Genomic DNA, 18,185 nt, shown 5'->3' with positions numbered 1-18,185 from the left:
GACGATGTGCAGCAGCTTGTCGTCATTCTGCTCAAACAATTATCAAAACGACGACACATTGCGTCTTATTAACGTGTTCTACGCTCTCTAGAATGGCTGCCATCTTTTCCTATACTCAGACGCGCATGCCGCGTCCGGTCGCCAGCAAGGTCAGCCATGAACAAGAACAATCGCCATCCTGCAGACGGTAAAAAACCAGTCACCATTTTCGGTCCGGACTTTCCGTTCGGTTTCGATGACTGGATCGAACACCCGGCCGGCCTGGGTAGCATCCCTGTGCACAACCATGGCGCCGAGGTTGCGATCGTCGGTGCCGGCATCGCCGGTCTGGTGGCGGCCTACGAATTGATGAAACTGGGCCTGAAACCCGTCGTCTACGAAGCCTCGAAAATGGGCGGCCGTCTGCGCTCGCAGGCATTCAACGGCGCCGAAGGCATCATCGCCGAGCTCGGCGGCATGCGCTTCCCGGTGTCGTCCACCGCGTTTTATCACTACGTCGACAAGCTTGGCCTCGAAACCAAACCTTTCCCGAACCCGCTGACCCCTGCTTCGGGCAGCACGGTGATCGACCTCGAAGGTCAGACCCATTACGCACAGAAACTGGCGGATCTTCCTGCACTGTTCCAGGAAGTCGCCGACGCCTGGGCCGATGCGCTGGAAGCCGGTTCGCAGTTCTCTGACATCCAGCAAGCGATCCGCGACCGTGATGTGCCGCGCCTGAAAGAACTGTGGAACACTCTCGTTCCGCTGTGGGACGACCGCACGTTCTACGACTTCGTTGCCACTTCCAAAGCCTTCGCCAAACTCTCGTTCCATCACCGCGAAGTGTTTGGTCAGGTCGGTTTCGGTACCGGCGGCTGGGACTCGGACTTCCCGAATTCGATGCTGGAAATCTTCCGCGTGGTCATGACCAACTGCGACGATCACCAGCATTTGGTGGTCGGCGGTGTGGAACAAGTGCCATTGGGGATCTGGCGTCATGTGCCGGAACATTGCATGCACTGGCCGGAAGGCACCAGCCTCAGCTCCCTGCACAACGGCGCACCGCGTACCGGCGTGAAGAAAATTGCCCACGCGGCAGACGGGCGCTTTGCCGTCACCGACAACTGGGGCGACACCCGCGAATACGCAGCGGTGCTGACCACGTGCCAGAGCTGGCTGCTGACCACCCAGATCGAATGCGACGAAACCCTGTTCTCGCAAAAGATGTGGATGGCGCTGGACCGCACTCGCTACATGCAATCGTCGAAAACCTTCGTGATGGTCGATCGGCCATTCTGGAAGGACAAGGACCCGGAAACCGGCCGCGACTTGATGAGCATGACCCTCACCGATCGTCTGACCCGTGGCACTTATCTGTTCGACAACGGCGACGACAAGCCGGGGGTGATTTGCCTGTCCTATTCGTGGATGAGCGATGCGCTGAAAATGCTCCCGCAACCGGTGGAAAAACGCGTGAAACTGGCGCTGGATGCGTTGAAAAAGATCTACCCGAAAGTAGACATCGCCGCGCGGATCATCGGCGATCCGATCACCGTGTCCTGGGAAGCCGACCCGCATTTCCTCGGGGCTTTCAAAGGCGCCCTGCCCGGCCACTATCGCTACAACCAGCGCATGTACGCGCACTTCATGCAGGACGACATGCCGGCCGAGCAGCGCGGGATTTTCATCGCCGGCGACGACGTTTCGTGGACGCCTGCCTGGGTCGAAGGCGCGGTACAGACCTCGCTTAATGCGGTGTGGGGCATCATGAAACACTTCGGCGGTGAAACTCACGCCGAGAACCCGGGTCCAGGAGATGTGTTCAACGAGATCGGTCCGATCGCCCTGCCCGAGTAAGAGGAATCCGAAATGCGCGTAGCCCTTTACCAATGTCCACCGCTGCCCCTGGATGTCGCAGGCAACCTGCAACGTCTGCATCAATTGGCGCTGGAGGCCAAGGGCGCAGACTTGCTGGTGCTGCCGGAGATGTTTTTGACCGGTTACAACATCGGCCTCGATGCCGTCAACGTGCTGGCAGAGGTGCACAACGGTGAGTCGGCGCAGCAAATCGCGCGCATCGCCAAGACGGCCGGGATCGCCATTTTGTATGGTTATCCCGAGCGCACCGAGGACGGGCAGATCTACAACGCCGTGCAGTTGATCGGCGCCAATGGCGAGCGGTTGTGCAACTACCGCAAGACTCACTTGTTCGGCGACCTCGATCACTCGATGTTCAGCCCCGGGCCGGATGAGTTTCCGCTGGTTGAACTCAATGGCTGGAAGCTTGGCTTTTTGATCTGCTACGACCTGGAGTTCCCGGAAAACGCCCGGCGTCTGGCCTTGGCCGGTGCCGAGCTGATTCTGGTGCCGACGGCGAACATGATTCCCTACGATTTCATTGCCGACGTCACCGTCCGCGCACGGGCCTTCGAAAACCAGTGTTATGTGGCCTACGCCAACTACTGCGGGCACGAAGGCGAGATCCAGTATTGCGGCCAGAGCAGCATCGCCGCGCCGGATGGCAGCCGCATTGCCCAGGCCGGACTTGATGAAGCGCTGATTGTCGGTGAACTGGATCGTCAGCTGATGATCGATTCCCGCGCCGCCAATCGCTACTTCCTCGATCGTCGCCCCGAGCTTTACAGCGAGCTTAACAAGCGCTGATCCATCGTTATCCGCTAGCATTGGCACTTCTCTGTTCTGGAAGTGCTCATGCCTGCGCTGAATCACCCTCGCCCTCACACAGAAACCCTGGCCAACGGTCTGCGGGTGACGCTGCGTCATGCTCCCGATTTGAAGCGCAGTGCAGCAGCGTTGCGCGTCGCGGCGGGCAGCCATGACGTGCCGCTGGCATGGCCCGGGCTGGCGCACTTCCTCGAACACCTGCTGTTTCTCGGTACAGAGCGCTTTCCTGCGAGCCAGGCACTGATGGCCTACGTCCAGGGCCATGGTGGTCAGGTGAATGCGCGGACCAGTGAACGCACCACGGACTACTTTTTCGAGTTACCGCCGCAGTCGTTTAGCGGAGGGCTGGAGCGCCTGTCGGACATGCTCGCTCATCCACGTATGAATCCGGACGATCAGCGGCGGGAACGGGAAGTGCTGCATGCTGAATTTGTCGCTTGGTCTCGAGATACGACCGCTCAGCAGCAATTCGCGCTGTTCGATGGTCTTTCAGCAGCGCATCCACTGCGGGCGTTTCATGCCGGTAACCGCTACAGCCTGCCGGTGCCGCAACCTGAGTTCCAGCAAGCCTTGCAGGGTTTCTATCAGCGGTTTTATCAGACCGGACAGATGACTTTGAGCCTGACCGGGCCACAGAGTCTCGATGAATTGAGGGCGATGGCTCAGCGCTTTAGCACTGCGATTCCCATAGGAGAAAAGGTCCCACAACAGGCGCCTCCATCGCTGATGGATTCTTCGGACAAAAGTTATCAACAGGCTGGAGCGCGTCGACTGGATCTGCTGTTTGCCTTCGAAGCATTGCCCGATTCATCGTCCGAGGCGCTGGCGTTCCTGTGTCATTGGCTGAACGCCGCGAAACCCGGTGGCCTGCTAGCGCAATTGCGCGAGCACGGGCTGGCTGACAGCCTGAAAGCTGCACCGTTGTATCAGTTCGCCAGCCAGGCTGTGTTGCACGTCGAATTCACATTGCCGGCCAACGCGACGCCCGACGGGATCCGCGAACAGCTGCTGGATTGGCTTGGGTTCTTTGCCTCACAGCAACCCTGGGCCGGGTTGCGCGAAGAATACGCCGCTCTGCTGCAGCGCCAGCAGCAAGTCAGCGGCGCCCTGCAACTGGCCCGACTGGACAGCGAACAGCGTGAAGCCGAGTTATCCGAATCGGGTGTTGCTGCCCTCAAGGACGTCCTGAAACAAATCGGCGCTGTGAATAACTTCACCGGCCAATGGCAACTGCCAACCCAAAATCCGTTTTTACGCGCCGAGGCTGCGGCCCCAAGTGCCGGACTGATCCGCGGCCAGACCAGCAAACACCGAGGCTTGCGGACCTTTGCCCAGGATCGCTCGCGCGGTCGCCGTGAACGTTCGCCCATGCAGTTCAGTCAGGCGTTGCCGGATAACAGTGCCGAAGGTGCCGTTTACCTGCGCTGGCGTCTGGACTCGGCACCTCGCAGCAGCCTCCAGGCAAACCTGGAAAAGCGCCTTCAGCCATTGCGTGAAGACGCTCGTCAGGCAGGTGTCGATTTTTCCTTCAACGCATCGGGCAATGAATGGCTGCTGAAAATGACCGGGCTACAGGAGCCGATGCCAAGCGTCCTAGAACACGCGCTGAAAGAACTGACAACAGCCGATGCCGGTTTCTCGCAAGAAGAGCCGCCGAGCATTGCGTTGATGCCGATTCGACAGTTGCTTAAAGCGCTGCCTGATCACTGCCTTGAGCGCAGCGCTGACTCGGACGATTTGATGCAGCTTTGGTCGAGCGCACGCTGGGATGGCCTGGCGACCGGGTTGTCCGCCCAGACACAGGCAGCGATGGGCTTTGCCTTGAGTCGTGTGCCCGGCACTGCGGACAATCAACTGAAGCCGCCCTTGCCGATAAACGCGCAGCATCTGTGGAGCGCGGTCGATACCGGCTCCAGCGAACATGCGCTGCTGCTCTTCTGTCCGACCGCAACGGCAAACATCGCTGACGAAGCCGCCTGGCGCTTGCTGGCTCACGTCTACCAGACGCCGTTTTACCAACGCCTGCGGGTAGACCTGCAGCTCGGTTATGCGGTGTTCAGCGCCCTGCGGCAGATCCATGGGCAGACCGGGCTGCTGTTCGGCGTGCAATCACCCAGCGTTGCCCCTCTGGATCTGCTGGAACACATCGAACACTTCCTGAGCGGTTTGGCGGGGATGATCGAAGCCATCGATGACGAAACCTTCCTCGACCAGCGCCAGGCACTGGCCGATCAATTCGATCGCGCAGCGTTGCCCAATGCGCAGGCCGCCGAACTGCTCTGGCAGGGCAAACTGGCCGGCCACTCGTCGGATTATCTGGAGCTTCTACCTCAGACGATTCTGATGATCGACCGCGAAACGTTACTGGCCGCAGCACAACGACTGAATCAGGCTGAAGGCGGTTGGCGCTGTCTGTCCAGCGGGCCGTGCCCGGCTGCACCTTGGCAAGCGGCAAAATGATCATTACCGAGGCTGCAATTAGCTTTCTCAAAGATTCGCGGCCAATCGCCCTGTAATTTTGAGTAACATAGCCACCTAACTATCTGAACATCTCCGGCTGGAGGTGGACTATATGTATAGATCTCAACTGTCCCATCACCCGAAGGAGCGCTTTTATGTCCTGGTCCAAACCTGCTTACACCGACCTGCGTATCGGCTTTGAAGTCACCATGTACTTCGCAAGCCGCTAATCTTTTTGTAGCGCAGTGCAACGCCTCGGCTCGCCGAGGCGTTTTTATTTTCAGTTTTCAAAATGATGGAGCGGCCATGTTTGTCCAGATTCTAGGTTCCGCCGCCGGCGGTGGTTTCCCTCAGTGGAACTGCAACTGCGTGAACTGCGCCGGTTTTCGCGATGGCAGCCTGAACGCCAAGGCGCGGACCCAGTCGTCCATCGCCATTTCCGATAACGGCGTGAACTGGGTGTTGTGCAACGCCTCGCCGGACATCCGCGCCCAGCTCCAGAGCTTTGCCCCGATGCAACCGGGCCGCGCCCTGCGCGATACCGGCATCAACGCGATCATCCTGATGGACAGCCAGATCGACCACACCACTGGCCTGCTCAGCCTGCGCGAAGGTTGCCCGCACGAAGTCTGGTGCACCGACATGGTCCACGAAGACCTGAGCACCGGTTTTCCACTGTTCACCATGCTGACCCACTGGAACGGCGGGCTGACTTGGAACCCGATCGAGCTCGACCGCAGTTTCACCATCCCGGCCTGCCCCAGCCTGCGCTTCACCCCGTTGCCGCTGCGCAGCGCCGCGCCGCCGTACTCGCCGCACCGCTTCGACCCGCACCCCGGCGACAACATCGGCCTGATCGTTGAAGACCTCAACACCGGCGGCAAACTGTTCTACGCGCCGGGCTTGGGCAAGGTCGACGCACCGCTGCTGGAAATCATGGCCGGCAGCGATTGCCTGCTGGTGGATGGCACGATGTGGGATGACGACGAAATGCAGCGCCGTGGTGTCGGTACCCGCACCGGCCGGGAAATGGGCCACCTGGCGCAGAACGGCCCCGGTGGCATGCTGGAAGTGCTGGAACAGCTGCCTAACCAGCGCAAAGTGCTTATCCACATCAACAACACCAACCCCATTCTTGATGAGGATTCGCCGGAGCGGGCGGAACTGGTTCGACGTGAGGTTGAAGTGGCTTATGACGGCATGAGTATTGTGCTGTAGTGGATGGCCTCTTCGCAGGCAAGCCCGCTCCCACAGTGGATCGCGTCACCCTGTGGGAGCGGGCTTGCCCGCGAAGGCGTCCGACCAGACACCAAAGAATCCACCGGTCGTCCCCGGAGAACCGAAATGACTGACACCGCACTGTCCCCCGCCGAGTTCGAAGCGGCCCTGCGCGCCAAGGGCGCTTACTACCACATCCATCACCCGTACCACGTGGCGATGTACGAAGGCCGGGCAACGCGCGAGCAGATCCAGGGCTGGGTCGCCAACCGTTTCTATTACCAAGTGAACATCCCGCTCAAGGACGCCGCGATCCTCGCCAACTGCCCGGACCGCGAGATTCGTCGTGAGTGGATTCAGCGTTTGCTCGACCATGACGGCGCCCCCGGCGAAGACGGCGGCATCGAAGCCTGGCTGCGCCTGGGCCAGGCCGTCGGCCTCGACCCCGATCAGCTACGCTCGCAGGAATTGGTACTGCCCGGTGTACGTTTTGCCGTCGACGCCTACGTCAACTTCGCCCGCCGGGCCAGTTGGCAGGAAGCCGCCAGCAGCTCGCTGACTGAACTGTTTGCGCCACAAATCCACCAGTCGCGCCTGGACAGCTGGCCGCAGCATTACCCGTGGATTGACCCGGCTGGCTACGAGTATTTCCGCACCCGCCTGGGTCAGGCGCGCCGCGACGTGGAACACGGCTTGGCGATCACTTTGCAGCACTACACGACGCGGGCCGGCCAAGAGCGCATGCTGGAAATTCTCCAGTTCAAACTGGACATTCTTTGGAGCATGCTCGATGCCATGAGCATGGCCTACGAACTGAAACGCCCGCCATATCACAGCGTGACCGAGCAACGGGTCTGGCATAAAGGAATCACCTTATGAGTTTCGATCGCAGCAAGACCCCGACCTGGCGTCCCGGCTACCGCTTCCAGTACGAACCGGCGCAGAAAGGTCATGTGCTGCTTTACCCGGAAGGCATGATCAAACTCAATGAAAGCGCCGCGCTGATCGGCGGTTTGATCGACGGCGAGCGAGACGTCGCGGCAATCATCGCCGAACTGGACGCGCAGTTCCCCGGCGTGCCCGAGCTCGGTGACGACATCGAACAATTCATGGAGGTTGCCCGTGCTCAGCACTGGATCGAACTTGCCTGAATCCGCGTCAGACAAGTTACCGCCCAAACCGGAAATCGGCCTGCCGCTGTGGCTGTTGGCCGAGCTGACCTATCGCTGCCCGCTGCAATGCCCGTACTGTTCCAATCCGCTGGATTTCGCCGAGCAAGGCAAGGAACTGAGCACCGAACAGTGGATCAAGGTGTTCCGCGAAGCGCGGGAGATGGGCGCGGCGCAGTTGGGCTTTTCCGGCGGTGAACCGCTGGTGCGTCAGGACCTCGCCGAGCTGATTGTCGAGGCGCGCAAGCTGGGGTTCTACACCAACCTGATCACCTCCGGCATCGGCCTGACCGAGCAGAAAATCAGCGACTTCAAAAAGGCCGGCCTGGACCATATTCAGATCAGCTTTCAGGCCAGCGACGAGCAGGTGAATAACTTGCTGGCGGGCTCGAAAAAGGCCTTCGCCCAGAAGCTGGAAATGGCTCGCGCGGTGAAAGCCCACGGTTATCCGATGGTGCTGAACTTCGTGACCCATCGGCACAACATCGACAAGATCGACCGGATCATCGAGCTGTGCATCGCCCTTGAGGCGGACTTTGTGGAACTCGCCACGTGCCAGTTCTACGGCTGGGCGCAGCTCAACCGGGTCGGTCTGTTGCCGACCAAGGAACAACTGGTCCGCGCCGAACGCATCACCAACGAATACCGCGCCAAACTCGAAGCCGAAGGGCATCCGTGCAAATTGATTTTCGTCACGCCTGACTATTACGAAGAACGCCCGAAAGCCTGCATGAATGGCTGGGGCAGTATTTTTCTGACGGTCACACCGGACGGAACCGCCTTGCCCTGTCATGGCGCCCGACAGATGCCGGTGCAATTTCCTAACGTGCGCGACCACAGCATGCAGCACATCTGGTACGACTCGTTCGGCTTCAATCGCTTTCGCGGTTACGACTGGATGCCCGAGCCGTGCCGTTCCTGCGACGAGAAAGAAAAAGACTTCGGCGGCTGTCGCTGCCAGGCCTTCATGCTCACGGGGGACGCGAGCAACGCCGACCCGGTGTGCAGCAAGTCGGACCATCACGGCGTGATCCTCAAGGCTCGCGAAGAAGCCGAGCACGCGACCCAGACCATTGAACAACTGGCCTTTCGTAATGAACGAAATTCACGACTCATCGCTAAAAGCTGAGCCCTTCAGCGCTGCCAAGGCTGTTGCGGCCGGCATCGACTTCGCCGAGTTGCAGGTCGGCCCGCATGGCTTGTTCTGGAACGAGTACCGGCCCGAGGACGCCGCCTGCCGGATCTGGCATTGGCGTGACGGCCAGGCGAATTGCCTGACACCAGCGGGTTTCAGTGTACGCAGTCGCGTGTACGAATACGGCGGCGGCGCGTTCTGTCTGACCGATGACGGGATCGTGTTCGTCAACGAGGCGGACCAACAGCTGTATCGACAGTCGCTGACCGGTGAGACACCCGAATTACTGAGCTCAGGCGAGTGCCGATATGGCGATCTGCAGTTCGCTGACGGGCAGGTATTGGCGGTTGAAGAAAACCGCGACCGGCATCGTCTGGTGGCTATCGATGTGGCTGACGGCGCACGTCATCTGCTGGCCGAAGGCGCCGATTTCTATGCCGCGCCGACGTTGAGTCCCGACGCGCAACGACTGGCATGGATCGAGTGGAGCCGCCCGGACCAGCCATGGACCGCGACTCGCCTGATGGTTGCCGAACGCCAGGACGATGGCCGCTTTGCTCTGCCGCGTTGCGTGGCGGGCGAAGACGCGGAGGAATCGCTGCAACAACCGAGGTTCGATGCAAACGGCCGCCTGTTTTGCCTGACTGATCGCGCCGGCTACTGGCAGCCTTGGGTGGAATCGGCAGACGGTCTGAGCCCGCTGCCGAGTGCCCCTGCGGATCATGGGCCAGCGCCGTGGCAGTTGGGTGGCTGCACCTGGTTGCCGCTAAGCGAAGGCCGCTATCTGGCGAGCTGGACTGAGGACGGCTTTGGCAAACTGGGGCTTTGTGGTAATGCCGGTGAGGATTTCACCGGCGACTACAGTCGCTTCCGCTCACTCGCACTGGATGAGCAGTTCATTTACTGCATCGCCGCTTCGCCAGTCAGTTCGTCGGCAGTCATTGCCATCGACCTCAAGACCCGCCAGGTCAAAACACTGGCGGGCGGAATTGCACCGTTGCCCGCCGAGCAGATCAGCGTGCCGCAAACTCTGCGCTACCCGAGCGGTTCGGGCGAGGCCCACGGCTTCTTCTATCCCGCGATGACCGGTGATGCGAAGCCACCTCTGGTGGTGTTCATCCACGGCGGCCCGACGTCGGCCTGCTACCCGATGCTCGATCCGCGGATTCAGTACTGGGCGCAACGCGGCTTCGCCGTGGCCGACCTCAACTACCGGGGCAGCAGTGGCTATGGTCGGGCTTATCGACAAGCGCTGCATTTGAGCTGGGGCGAAGTGGACGTGGAGGATGCCTGCGCAGTCGTCACTCAACTTGCCGAACGCGGGCTGATCGACGGCAACAAGGCATTTATTCGCGGTGGCAGTGCCGGCGGCTACACCACGCTGTGTGCCCTGGCCTTTCACACAGTCTTCCGCGCCGGCGCCAGCCTGTATGGCGTCAGTGATCCTGTGGCGCTGGGCCGGACGACTCACAAGTTCGAAGGCGACTATCTGGATTGGCTGATCGGCGACCCGGTGCAGGATGCCGAACGCTACGCTGCTCGAACGCCGTTGCTGCACGCGGGCAACATCAGTGTTCCGGTTATTTTCTTTCAGGGTGAACTGGACGCCGTGGTGGTGCCGCAACAGACCCGCGACATGGTCACGGCGTTGCAGGACAAAGGCATTCTGGTTGAAGCGCACTACTACGACGACGAACGCCATGGCTTTCGCAAGGCCGGCAATCAGGCCCATGCGCTGGAGCAGGAGTGGTTGTTTTATCGGCGGGTGATGGCGTTGGCGGACTGAAGATTGCACGGAGTGCGGAAATTGCGGTGCCCCCTTCGCGAGCAAGTCGAATCGTCGCACCGCCGCTCCCACAGGGATTTCTGTACACCACAGATCCATTGTGGGAGCGGGCTTGCTCGCGAAAGCGATCTAACGGGCGCCGCGAAACTCAGCGCTTGGCGATGATGTACACCGCATGCACGATCCCGGGGATGTAACCGCACAGCGTCAGCAGAATATTCAGCCAGAACGCCCCGGCGAAACCGACTTGCAGAAACACACCCAGTGGCGGCAGCAGAATGGCGATGATGATGCGAATAAAGTCCATGGGGTCAGCTCCTGATTAAAGTTGGCTCGCGTAAGCCTACAGCTAATCGACCTTTGCCGTTCGTCAGGGTTCAGTGCGGTTCTTCAGGCCAGTATCTCAAGTCCATGTTTCTGCACGATGCTCAGCAACTTCAGCGCCATGCCGCTGGGGTGCTTGTCTCCCGCTTCCCATTGTTTAACCGTCGAGGCACTGGTGTTCAGATAACGCGCGAATACTGGCTGGCTTACGTTGTTGCGTTCGCGTAACGCTTTGATCTGCTCAGCGGGGATCGCATCTGGAACTGTTGCAAGACATGACTCATCGAATTTGCGCATGGTTGCTTTGCTGATTGCACCGATGGCAAACAAGGCACTGGCTGACTCGTGTATCGATTCCGAAATTTCACTTTTGAATTTTTTACTCATGAGGTATCTCCACAAACTCCTTCATATCCAGCAAGCGCTGGATTTCCATCTCGGTCAGCCCTCCATACGTCTTGGCTAACTCGCGCAAGTCGGCCAACTGCCTCGGACTGATATTGCTCTGGTCTTTCTTGGCATACAGAAACTGATAGATCCAGTAATGGCCACCTTTGGCCAAAACAATCGACCGATGACGATTGGCATTCAACCGTTTTTTCCAGACCCCACCGCCGAGATTGTCCCCCTGGCCGTTGAGCATTTCGGTGAATGCTTCACGAAGCTCGTCATCATCGATCCAGGCCTTCCCAACTTGCATCGAAAAACGTTTCGTTTTGAATAACCTTGGTGACATCGGCTTCCCTTCCAAAACATACCACCCAGTGGTATAGAACTCAAAGCCAGTTCCACAACAATATTGTTTCGCTGGCACCGACACTCCTTGCCGATACGCTCTAAAAAGCCTTTGTTCCCGCGACCGCTCAAGCACTGAATGGCATTTGGCAAAACGCAGAGACAAAAAAACGCCCCACACCAAAAGAATCAGGCATGGGGCGATGCGTTATACCGCGAGACGGTTCGGGAATTCGTGTAGGAAAGGTCTGATCAGACGGCAATCCCTTTGCGGCATTGCAGTTGCGCAGTGCGCACGCGGGAGAAGGCGCGGGCCAGACGCAGGAGCATTTCGTCGATGTTGGCTTTGCTGACGGTCAGGGCTGGGGTAAAGCGCAAGCAATCGGGCTGCGGAGCGTTGAGCAGCAGGCCTTCGTACAACGCCGCCTTGACGACGGCGTCAGCCGATTCGTCGGACAAGGCAAGACCCCAGAGAAGCCCTTGCCCGCGTAACTCGCCGTGACCATAGCGACGGGATAAACGCTGCAGACCTTCACTCAGGTGCTGGCCGATTTCCCCGACATGCTCGAGAAACCCTTTGTCCTGCACGCTGTCGAGGACGGCAAGACCGGCCGCCGTCATCAGTGCATTGCCATGATGAGTGCCTGTCACTTCGCCGATGTCGAAACAGCAGGCTTTGCCTCGCGCCAACAACGCTGCCAATGGCACGCCGCCGCCCAGCCCTTTGCCGAGAACGACGATATCTGCCCGCACGCCGTAGGATTGTTCGGCGAGTAAAGTGCCGCAACGACCGATGCCGGTTTGCACTTCGTCGAAGATCAGCAGAATGCCCAGCTCACGGCACAGGCGCTCGACGCCTTTGAGGTAATGCTCGGTGGCCGGTATCACCCCGGCTTCGCTCTGGATCGGTTCGAGCATGACCGCCACGGTCCGGGCATCGACGGCTGCATGCAAGGCCGCAAGATCATTGAACGGCACGTGACTGAAGCCCGGAAGCAGCGGCTCGAATCGATTAGGCAGATTTGAACTGTCCGACGCCGACAGCGTCCCCAGACTACGACCATGGCAGCCGTTGCTGGCAACGATGATCCGCGAAGCCCCGCCGCGATGCCGCTGGCCCCATTTGCGCGCCAGTTTGATCGCCGCTTCACAGGCTTCGCTGCCACTGTTGAGCAGGTACGCCTGATCACTGCCGGTGCTGGAGCACAGTCGCTCAGCAAGATTGAGCATGCCGCGGTTATGCAGGCCGAAGCCGGGGTTGATCAGCGACTGAGCCTGCGCCGCTATGGCGTTGACCAGTACCGAAGGGCTGTGTCCGAGGCTATTGGCCCCGCCACCCTGTGAGAAATCCAGATACGCGCGGTCATCGCTGTCCCACAACCATGAGCCCTGGCCGCGCACGAATATCTGTTTCGGTCGCTCGACACTGGGCATCAGGCACTCGCTGGAAAGATTGTCGTCTTTGGACGGCAAGGAGGCGTCCACGGCCAAGTCATCAAGACTCGGGGGATTGCGCCGCAAGCTGAACAAATTCATCTGATCGAACCTCGTGCGAGGTTTTTTGCCGTGCCTATGTAAACACCATCGAAGCAAACGGTATTCATCGCGCTCTGTGGCCCTGTAAGCCTTGTGAATGCGGTTAGACTAGGCTTACGCGAGGCCTTGAGCCATTTCGATTTCCCAGCATTTTCGATAAGCACACCTTATGGATTTCAAGCAACTGCGTTATTTCGTCGCGGTCTACGAAGAAGGTCATGTGGGCCGGGCTGCCGAGCGGCTTTCAATCTCCCAACCGGCACTGTCCCAGCAGATCCGCCACCTCGAGCAAAACCTCGATGTGAGCTTGTTCGAACGCAGCAGCAAACGCCTGCTGCCCACCCTGGCTGCCCATACGTTGTACAACCATGCCCTGCCTTTGCTGGATGGATTGCAGCGGGCACGTGAAGCCTTGGGCAACTTCAAGGGCCAGGCGCTGCGCACACTCGCCATCGGTGTATTGCAGACCGTCCATAGCAGCCTGGTACCGCAGATGCTCGAACGCGTGCGCAAGGCGCAGCCGCATTTGGTGGTGCAAATCTATGAATTGACGGGGCTGGAAGTCGAGCGACGCTTGCTCAACGGCTCGCTGGACATCGGCATCAGCTATCTGCCGCCTCGTCAGCCGGGGCTGCACGGCGTGATGCTGTACGAAGACGAGCTGACCCTGGTGATCCCGGCGGATCACCCGTTGCGCGAATTCAAGAAAGTCTCGATGAGTCAGGCTGCCGAATTGCCGATGTTGCTGCTGGGTGAAGAGTTTCAAGTGCGGCAGATCTGGCAAGCCCAATTGGCCAATCTGGGACGACGCCCGCAAGTACAGGCAGAACTGAACAACATGGCGGGGATTCTCGACAGTTTGCCGCACACACGACTGGCGACGGTGCTGCCCGGACGCTCACAACAGGCACACGGCAACAAGGAGCTGTTGTGGAAACCACTGAGCGAGCCGCGGGTGCCGCTGAAAGTTGGCTTGGTGTGTCGGGATGTGCAGCGGCAACAGGCCTCGCTGACCTTGTTGCGTACGTTGCTGGAAGAAGTGATGAATGGCTCGGAGGGGCGCTTGATCAGCCCGGCAACACTGGATGAGATGAGCTGAGCACTTTTCTGCAGGCAAAAGAAAACCCCGCCGAAGCGGGGCTTTGCAGACTGTTTCCCTGACATCCATTTCACTCCGCCGTCCTGGCAGAATCCTACGTGTCCGTGTTGTTGCTTTGCGCTTCCTGCGCGACGTCCATGTGAAGTAGATTAGCCGTGGATCCAATCTGCATCTATGGGAGAAAAGCAGCACGTCATGTAAGAGAATGCTTACATGACGTTACATTGTCAGAACTGCCCTGCGTCCAGCAGAAATAGTGATTCGCTGCCAGCCTTCACCGACGCGCTCAACGAGTGAATACGCGGCAGCAGACGTGCGAAATAGAAGCGCGCCGTGCCCATCTTGCTCGCGTAGAAATCGTCCTGCGCTTCTTTGCCAAAAGCGGCCTTGGCCATCAGTGCCCACATGTACGCATACGCCACGTAACCAAATGCTTGCAGGTACTCGACCGAGGCAGCGCCGATTTCGTTCGGGTTGTTTTTCGCCCGATCCAGCAACCAGGCCGTCAGTTCATCGAGGGTAGTCACCGCATCGTTCAGCGGTTTGGTGAACTCCACCAGGTCAGCGCTGGCGGTCGCAGTGAAATGACGGATCTCGTCGGCAAACAGATTGTAGAACGCGCCGCCGGTGCCAACGATCTTGCGGCCTACCAGGTCCAGCGCCTGAATGCCGTTAGTGCCTTCGTAGATCTGTGTGATGCGCACGTCGCGCACCAGTTGCTCCTGGCCCCACTCACGGATGTAACCGTGGCCGCCGAAAACCTGCTGGCCGTGAATGGTGGTTTCCAGACCCAGGTCGGTCAGGAACGCCTTGGCTACCGGGGTCAGCAAGGCCACCAAATCTTCCGCGCGTTTGCGGGTGATGGCGTCTTCGCTGAACTTGGCGGTATCCAGTTGCATGGCCACGTAAGTCGAAAAGGCACGACCGCCTTCGTTCGAGGCTTTCATGGTCAGCAACATGCGACGCACGTCCGGGTGGACGATGATCGGGTCAGCGACCTTGTCCTTGTTCTGCGCACCGGTCGGCGAACGGCTTTGCAGGCGGTCGCGGGCGTATTCGACGGCGTTCTGGTAGGAGCGCTCACCAGAGGCCAGGCCCTGGATACCGACGCCCAGACGCTCGTAGTTCATCATGGTGAACATCGCGGCCAGACCTTTGTTTGGCTCGCCGACCAGATAACCCACGGCCTCATCGAAGTTCATCACGCAGGTCGCAGAGGCCTGGATGCCCATCTTGTGTTCGATCGAACCGCAGGTCGCCGGGTTGCGCGCGCCCAGGGTGCCATCGGCATTGACCATGAACTTCGGCACCAGGAACAGCGAAATGCCTTTCGGCCCCACCGGTGCGTCCGGCAGTTTGGCCAATACCAGGTGAATGATGTTTTCGGTCAGGTCGTGCTCACCGCCGGTGATGAAGATTTTGGTGCCGCTGACTTTGTAGGACCCGTCGGCCTGAGGCTCGGCTTTGGTGCGGATGATGCCCAGGTCCGTACCGGCGTGTGGCTCGGTCAGGCACATGGAACCGGCCCAGACCCCGGCGTACATGTTCGGCAGGTACGCGGCTTTCAATTCTTCGCTGGCGTGGGCGTTGATCGACAGGCAGGCGCCCGCGGTCAGCATCGGGTACAGGCCGAACGACAGGCTGGCGGAGTTGACCATTTCTTCGACTTGCGCCGAAACGGCCTTGGGCATGCCCATGCCGCCGTAGGTCGGATCGCCGCCGACACCGACCCAACCGCCTTCAGCGTAAGTCTGATAAGCCTGTGGGAAACCTGCCGGCGTGGTGACGGCACCGTCCGCCCAATGGCAACCTTCTTCGTCAGCCGCACGGCTCAGGGGCGCGATGCTTTTGCTGGTGACCTTGCCGGCTTCTTCAAGAATGGCTTCGACCGTTTCAGCATCGACAGTCTCGGCCAGCGCAGGCAGCTCGGCCCAGAGTTTGGCGACCTCGAAAACTTCATTGAGGACGAAGCGCATATCGCGCAGGGGCGCTTTGTAGTCAGCCATGGCAAACCTCGCAAGATCTAAACAGGTGATTCGTAGGAGTGGTGCTTTCGTTGGGTTTGAGTGTAACCCAACAACTTTTACGACACATAGGGTCAGCACATGACCGTTTTGTTATTTTTAGTCACTGAAAAGCGAACCATTAAAGAAGCCCGCAACTAGGCGGGCTCTTTTACGTCTGTTTGAAACACTATAGTGCGAATAACTCCGCTGGCAGCTTCATCAGACAATCGCTGCCTGCCTCGATGGCCGCCCGGTGAGCCGCCGTGCGTGGCAGCAAACGCTTGAAGTAAAACTCGCTGGTCGCCAGTTTTGCCTGGCAGTAATCGGCATCGCCGCTGCCCGAATCCAGCTGCGCCTGAGCGACCAGCGCCATGCGCAGCCACAGATAGCCGAGGATGATGTAACCGCTGTACATCAGGTAATCCACCGACGCCGCGCCGACTTCATCCGGATTTTTCATCGCCGCCATGCCGACTTTGGTGGTCACCTCTCCCCACTGCTGATTCAGGTCGTCGAGCTGCGCCACGTAGCTGGCGAGTTGCGGGTGTCCGGCGTTTACCGCACAGAACTTGTGGACGATTCTGGTGAACCCGCGCAGCAGTTTCCCCTGGCTGCCGAGGACTTTTCTGCCCAGCAAGTCCAGCGCCTGAATGCCGTTGGTGCCTTCGTAGATTGGTGCAATCCGGCAGTCGCGTACCAACTGCTCCATGCCCCATTCGCGGATGAAACCGTGACCACCGAACACCTGCATGCCGTGGTTGGTCACTTCCAGCCCGGTATCGGTCATGAAGGCTTTGCAGATCGGCGTGAGGAATGCCAGCAGGTCTTCGGCCTCCTGACGCGCCGTTTCATCCGCGCTCAGGTGCGCCACGTCGAGCAATTGCGCGGTGAAATAAGTCAGCGCCCGGTTGCCTTCGTTGAAGGCCTTCATGGTCAGTAACATCCTGCGCACATCAGGATGAACGATGATCGGATCGGCGGCTTTTTCCGGCGCTTTCGGGCCGGTCAGCGCGCGCATCTGCAAGCGATCATTGGCGTACTTGATCGCGCCTTGAAAGCTTGCCTCCCCCAGACACAAACCCTGCATGCCGGTGCCCAGCCGAGCATGGTTCATCATGGTGAACATGCAGTTCAGGCCCTTGTTCGGCTCACCGATCAAGAAGCCCTTGGCGTCGTCGAAGTTCAGCACGCAGGTAGCCGAGGCCTTGATGCCCATTTTGTGTTCGATCGAGCCGCAGGAAACACCGTTGCGCTCTCCCGCCTGACCTTCGTCGTTGGGTAGGAATTTAGGAACGATGAACAGGGAAATGCCCTTGGTCCCGGCCGGGGCGTCCGGCAGTTTCGCCAGCACCAGGTGAATGATGTTTTCACTCATGTCGTGCTCGCCGGCGGAGATGAAGATCTTGCTGCCGGAAATCGCATAGCTGCCGTCGGCCGCAGGTACGGCGCGGGTTTTGATGATGCCCAGGTCGGTGCCGCAATGGGCTTCGGTCAGGCACATGGTGCCGGTCCATTGGCCGGCCGTGAGCTTGCTCAGGTAAGTCTGTTTCTGTTCCTCGGTGCCGTGGGCGTGGATTGCCGACATCGCGCCGTGGGTCAGACCGGGGTACATGCCCCAGGAGGTGTTGCTGGAACCGACCATTTCGCTAATGACCAGCCCCAGCGAACTCGGCAACCCCTGGCCACCGTAAACCGGATCAGCCGCCAGACCGTGCCAGCCGCCTTCCACATATTGTGCGAAGGCTTGCTTGAAGCCTGTAGGCGTAGTCACCACGCCATTGTCGAAATGGCAGCCTTCTTCGTCGCCGCTGCGGTTCAGCGGTGCAAGAACGTTCTCACAGAATTTTGCACCTTCTTCGAGGATCGCATTGACCATGTCCGGGCTGGCATCAGTGGCACCCAGCGCGGCGTAGTTGCTGTGAAAATCGAAGACGTGGTCGATCAGAAAGCGCATGTCGCGCAGGGGAGCTTTGTACTCAGGCATGGTCATTTCTCCGGCAGCAGATTCCCCAAACCTACTGCCGCACACCCGGCCTCACAATCACAGTCC

16 protein-coding genes are annotated in these 18,185 nt (G+C 59.5%); 10 read left to right on the top strand and 6 right to left on the bottom strand.

What is annotated here, in order from left to right:
* Positions 1–156 precede the first annotated feature (156 nt).
* The 9 genes from AC3WP4_RS11485 (at position 157) to AC3WP4_RS11445 (ending at position 10,435) form a co-directional block, all read left to right on the top strand.
* Complete coding sequence (locus AC3WP4_RS11485) at positions 157–1,839, top strand: flavin monoamine oxidase family protein (RefSeq protein WP_102614871.1); 1,683 nt, start codon at positions 157–159, stop codon at positions 1,837–1,839.
* A 12-nt stretch (positions 1,840–1,851) separates the two neighbouring features.
* Positions 1,852–2,646: a carbon-nitrogen hydrolase family protein gene (locus AC3WP4_RS11480; RefSeq protein WP_102614872.1), complete on the top strand. Its 795-nt coding sequence runs from the start codon at positions 1,852–1,854 to the stop codon at positions 2,644–2,646.
* 48 nt (positions 2,647–2,694) lie between these two features.
* Positions 2,695–5,127, top strand: coding sequence for a pyrroloquinoline quinone biosynthesis protein PqqF (gene pqqF / locus AC3WP4_RS11475; protein ID WP_102614873.1), 2,433 nt, complete (start codon positions 2,695–2,697; stop codon positions 5,125–5,127).
* A 155-nt stretch (positions 5,128–5,282) separates the two neighbouring features.
* Positions 5,283–5,357 carry a pyrroloquinoline quinone precursor peptide PqqA gene (pqqA, locus tag AC3WP4_RS11470; protein WP_009045898.1) on the top strand — a complete coding sequence of 25 codons (75 nt, stop codon included), beginning with the start codon at positions 5,283–5,285 and terminating at the stop codon, positions 5,355–5,357.
* 76 nt (positions 5,358–5,433) lie between these two features.
* Positions 5,434–6,345: a pyrroloquinoline quinone biosynthesis protein PqqB gene (gene pqqB / locus AC3WP4_RS11465; protein WP_102614874.1), complete on the top strand. Its 912-nt coding sequence runs from the start codon at positions 5,434–5,436 to the stop codon at positions 6,343–6,345.
* 126 nt (positions 6,346–6,471) lie between these two features.
* On the top strand, positions 6,472–7,224 hold the full coding sequence (gene pqqC / locus AC3WP4_RS11460) for a pyrroloquinoline-quinone synthase PqqC (protein ID WP_074871423.1): 753 nt from the start codon (positions 6,472–6,474) through the stop codon (positions 7,222–7,224).
* On the top strand, positions 7,221–7,496 hold the full coding sequence (pqqD, locus tag AC3WP4_RS11455; RefSeq protein WP_008024193.1) for a pyrroloquinoline quinone biosynthesis peptide chaperone PqqD: 276 nt from the start codon (positions 7,221–7,223) through the stop codon (positions 7,494–7,496). The genes pqqC and pqqD overlap by 4 nt, the downstream gene beginning before the upstream one ends.
* The gene (gene pqqE / locus AC3WP4_RS11450) at positions 7,468–8,643 is read left to right on the top strand and encodes a pyrroloquinoline quinone biosynthesis protein PqqE (RefSeq protein WP_076029523.1); all 1,176 of its coding nucleotides are present in this window, start codon (positions 7,468–7,470) and stop codon (positions 8,641–8,643) included. Before pqqD ends, pqqE begins: the two co-directional genes overlap by 29 nt.
* Positions 8,609–10,435, top strand: a complete 1,827-nt coding sequence (locus AC3WP4_RS11445; RefSeq protein WP_102614875.1) for a S9 family peptidase — start codon at positions 8,609–8,611, stop codon at positions 10,433–10,435. Before pqqE ends, AC3WP4_RS11445 begins: the two co-directional genes overlap by 35 nt.
* Positions 10,436–10,583: 148 nt before the next feature.
* Here AC3WP4_RS11445 and AC3WP4_RS11440 read toward each other — a convergent pair whose 3' ends face one another.
* The 4 genes from AC3WP4_RS11440 to AC3WP4_RS11425 form a co-directional block, all read right to left on the bottom strand.
* Positions 10,584–10,742 (bottom strand): YqaE/Pmp3 family membrane protein, encoded by a 159-nt coding sequence (locus AC3WP4_RS11440; protein ID WP_007904205.1) that lies wholly within the window; start codon positions 10,740–10,742, stop codon positions 10,584–10,586.
* An 83-nt stretch (positions 10,743–10,825) separates the two neighbouring features.
* Positions 10,826–11,146, bottom strand: a complete 321-nt coding sequence (locus tag AC3WP4_RS11435) for a helix-turn-helix domain-containing protein (RefSeq protein WP_102614876.1) — start codon at positions 11,144–11,146, stop codon at positions 10,826–10,828.
* Complete coding sequence (locus AC3WP4_RS11430; protein ID WP_102614877.1) at positions 11,139–11,495, bottom strand: type II toxin-antitoxin system RelE/ParE family toxin; 357 nt, start codon at positions 11,493–11,495, stop codon at positions 11,139–11,141. Before AC3WP4_RS11430 ends, AC3WP4_RS11435 begins: the two co-directional genes overlap by 8 nt.
* Before the next feature lie 251 nt (positions 11,496–11,746).
* Positions 11,747–13,030 carry an aspartate aminotransferase family protein gene (locus AC3WP4_RS11425; RefSeq protein WP_102614878.1) on the bottom strand — a complete coding sequence of 428 codons (1,284 nt, stop codon included), beginning with the start codon at positions 13,028–13,030 and terminating at the stop codon, positions 11,747–11,749.
* A gap of 169 nt (positions 13,031–13,199) precedes the next feature.
* Here AC3WP4_RS11425 and AC3WP4_RS11420 point away from each other — a divergent pair, with 169 nt between their 5' ends.
* Positions 13,200–14,129 carry a LysR family transcriptional regulator gene (locus AC3WP4_RS11420; RefSeq protein WP_074871434.1) on the top strand — a complete coding sequence of 310 codons (930 nt, stop codon included), beginning with the start codon at positions 13,200–13,202 and terminating at the stop codon, positions 14,127–14,129.
* Between the two features lie 227 nt (positions 14,130–14,356).
* On the opposite strand, the gene AC3WP4_RS11415 is transcribed toward AC3WP4_RS11420, so the two are convergent.
* On the bottom strand, positions 14,357–16,135 hold the full coding sequence (locus tag AC3WP4_RS11415) for an acyl-CoA dehydrogenase C-terminal domain-containing protein (protein WP_102614879.1): 1,779 nt from the start codon (positions 16,133–16,135) through the stop codon (positions 14,357–14,359).
* Between the two features lie 187 nt (positions 16,136–16,322).
* Entirely contained in the window at positions 16,323–18,119 is a 1,797-nt protein-coding gene (locus tag AC3WP4_RS11410) for an acyl-CoA dehydrogenase C-terminal domain-containing protein (RefSeq protein ID WP_102614880.1), read from the bottom strand.
* Positions 18,120–18,185 lie beyond the last annotated feature (66 nt).

It is taken from the genome of Pseudomonas sp. FW305-20, from assembly GCF_058788075.1.
The sequence above is the reverse complement of the archived record's forward strand: the minus strand, read 5'-3'. Positions and strand labels throughout refer to the sequence as shown.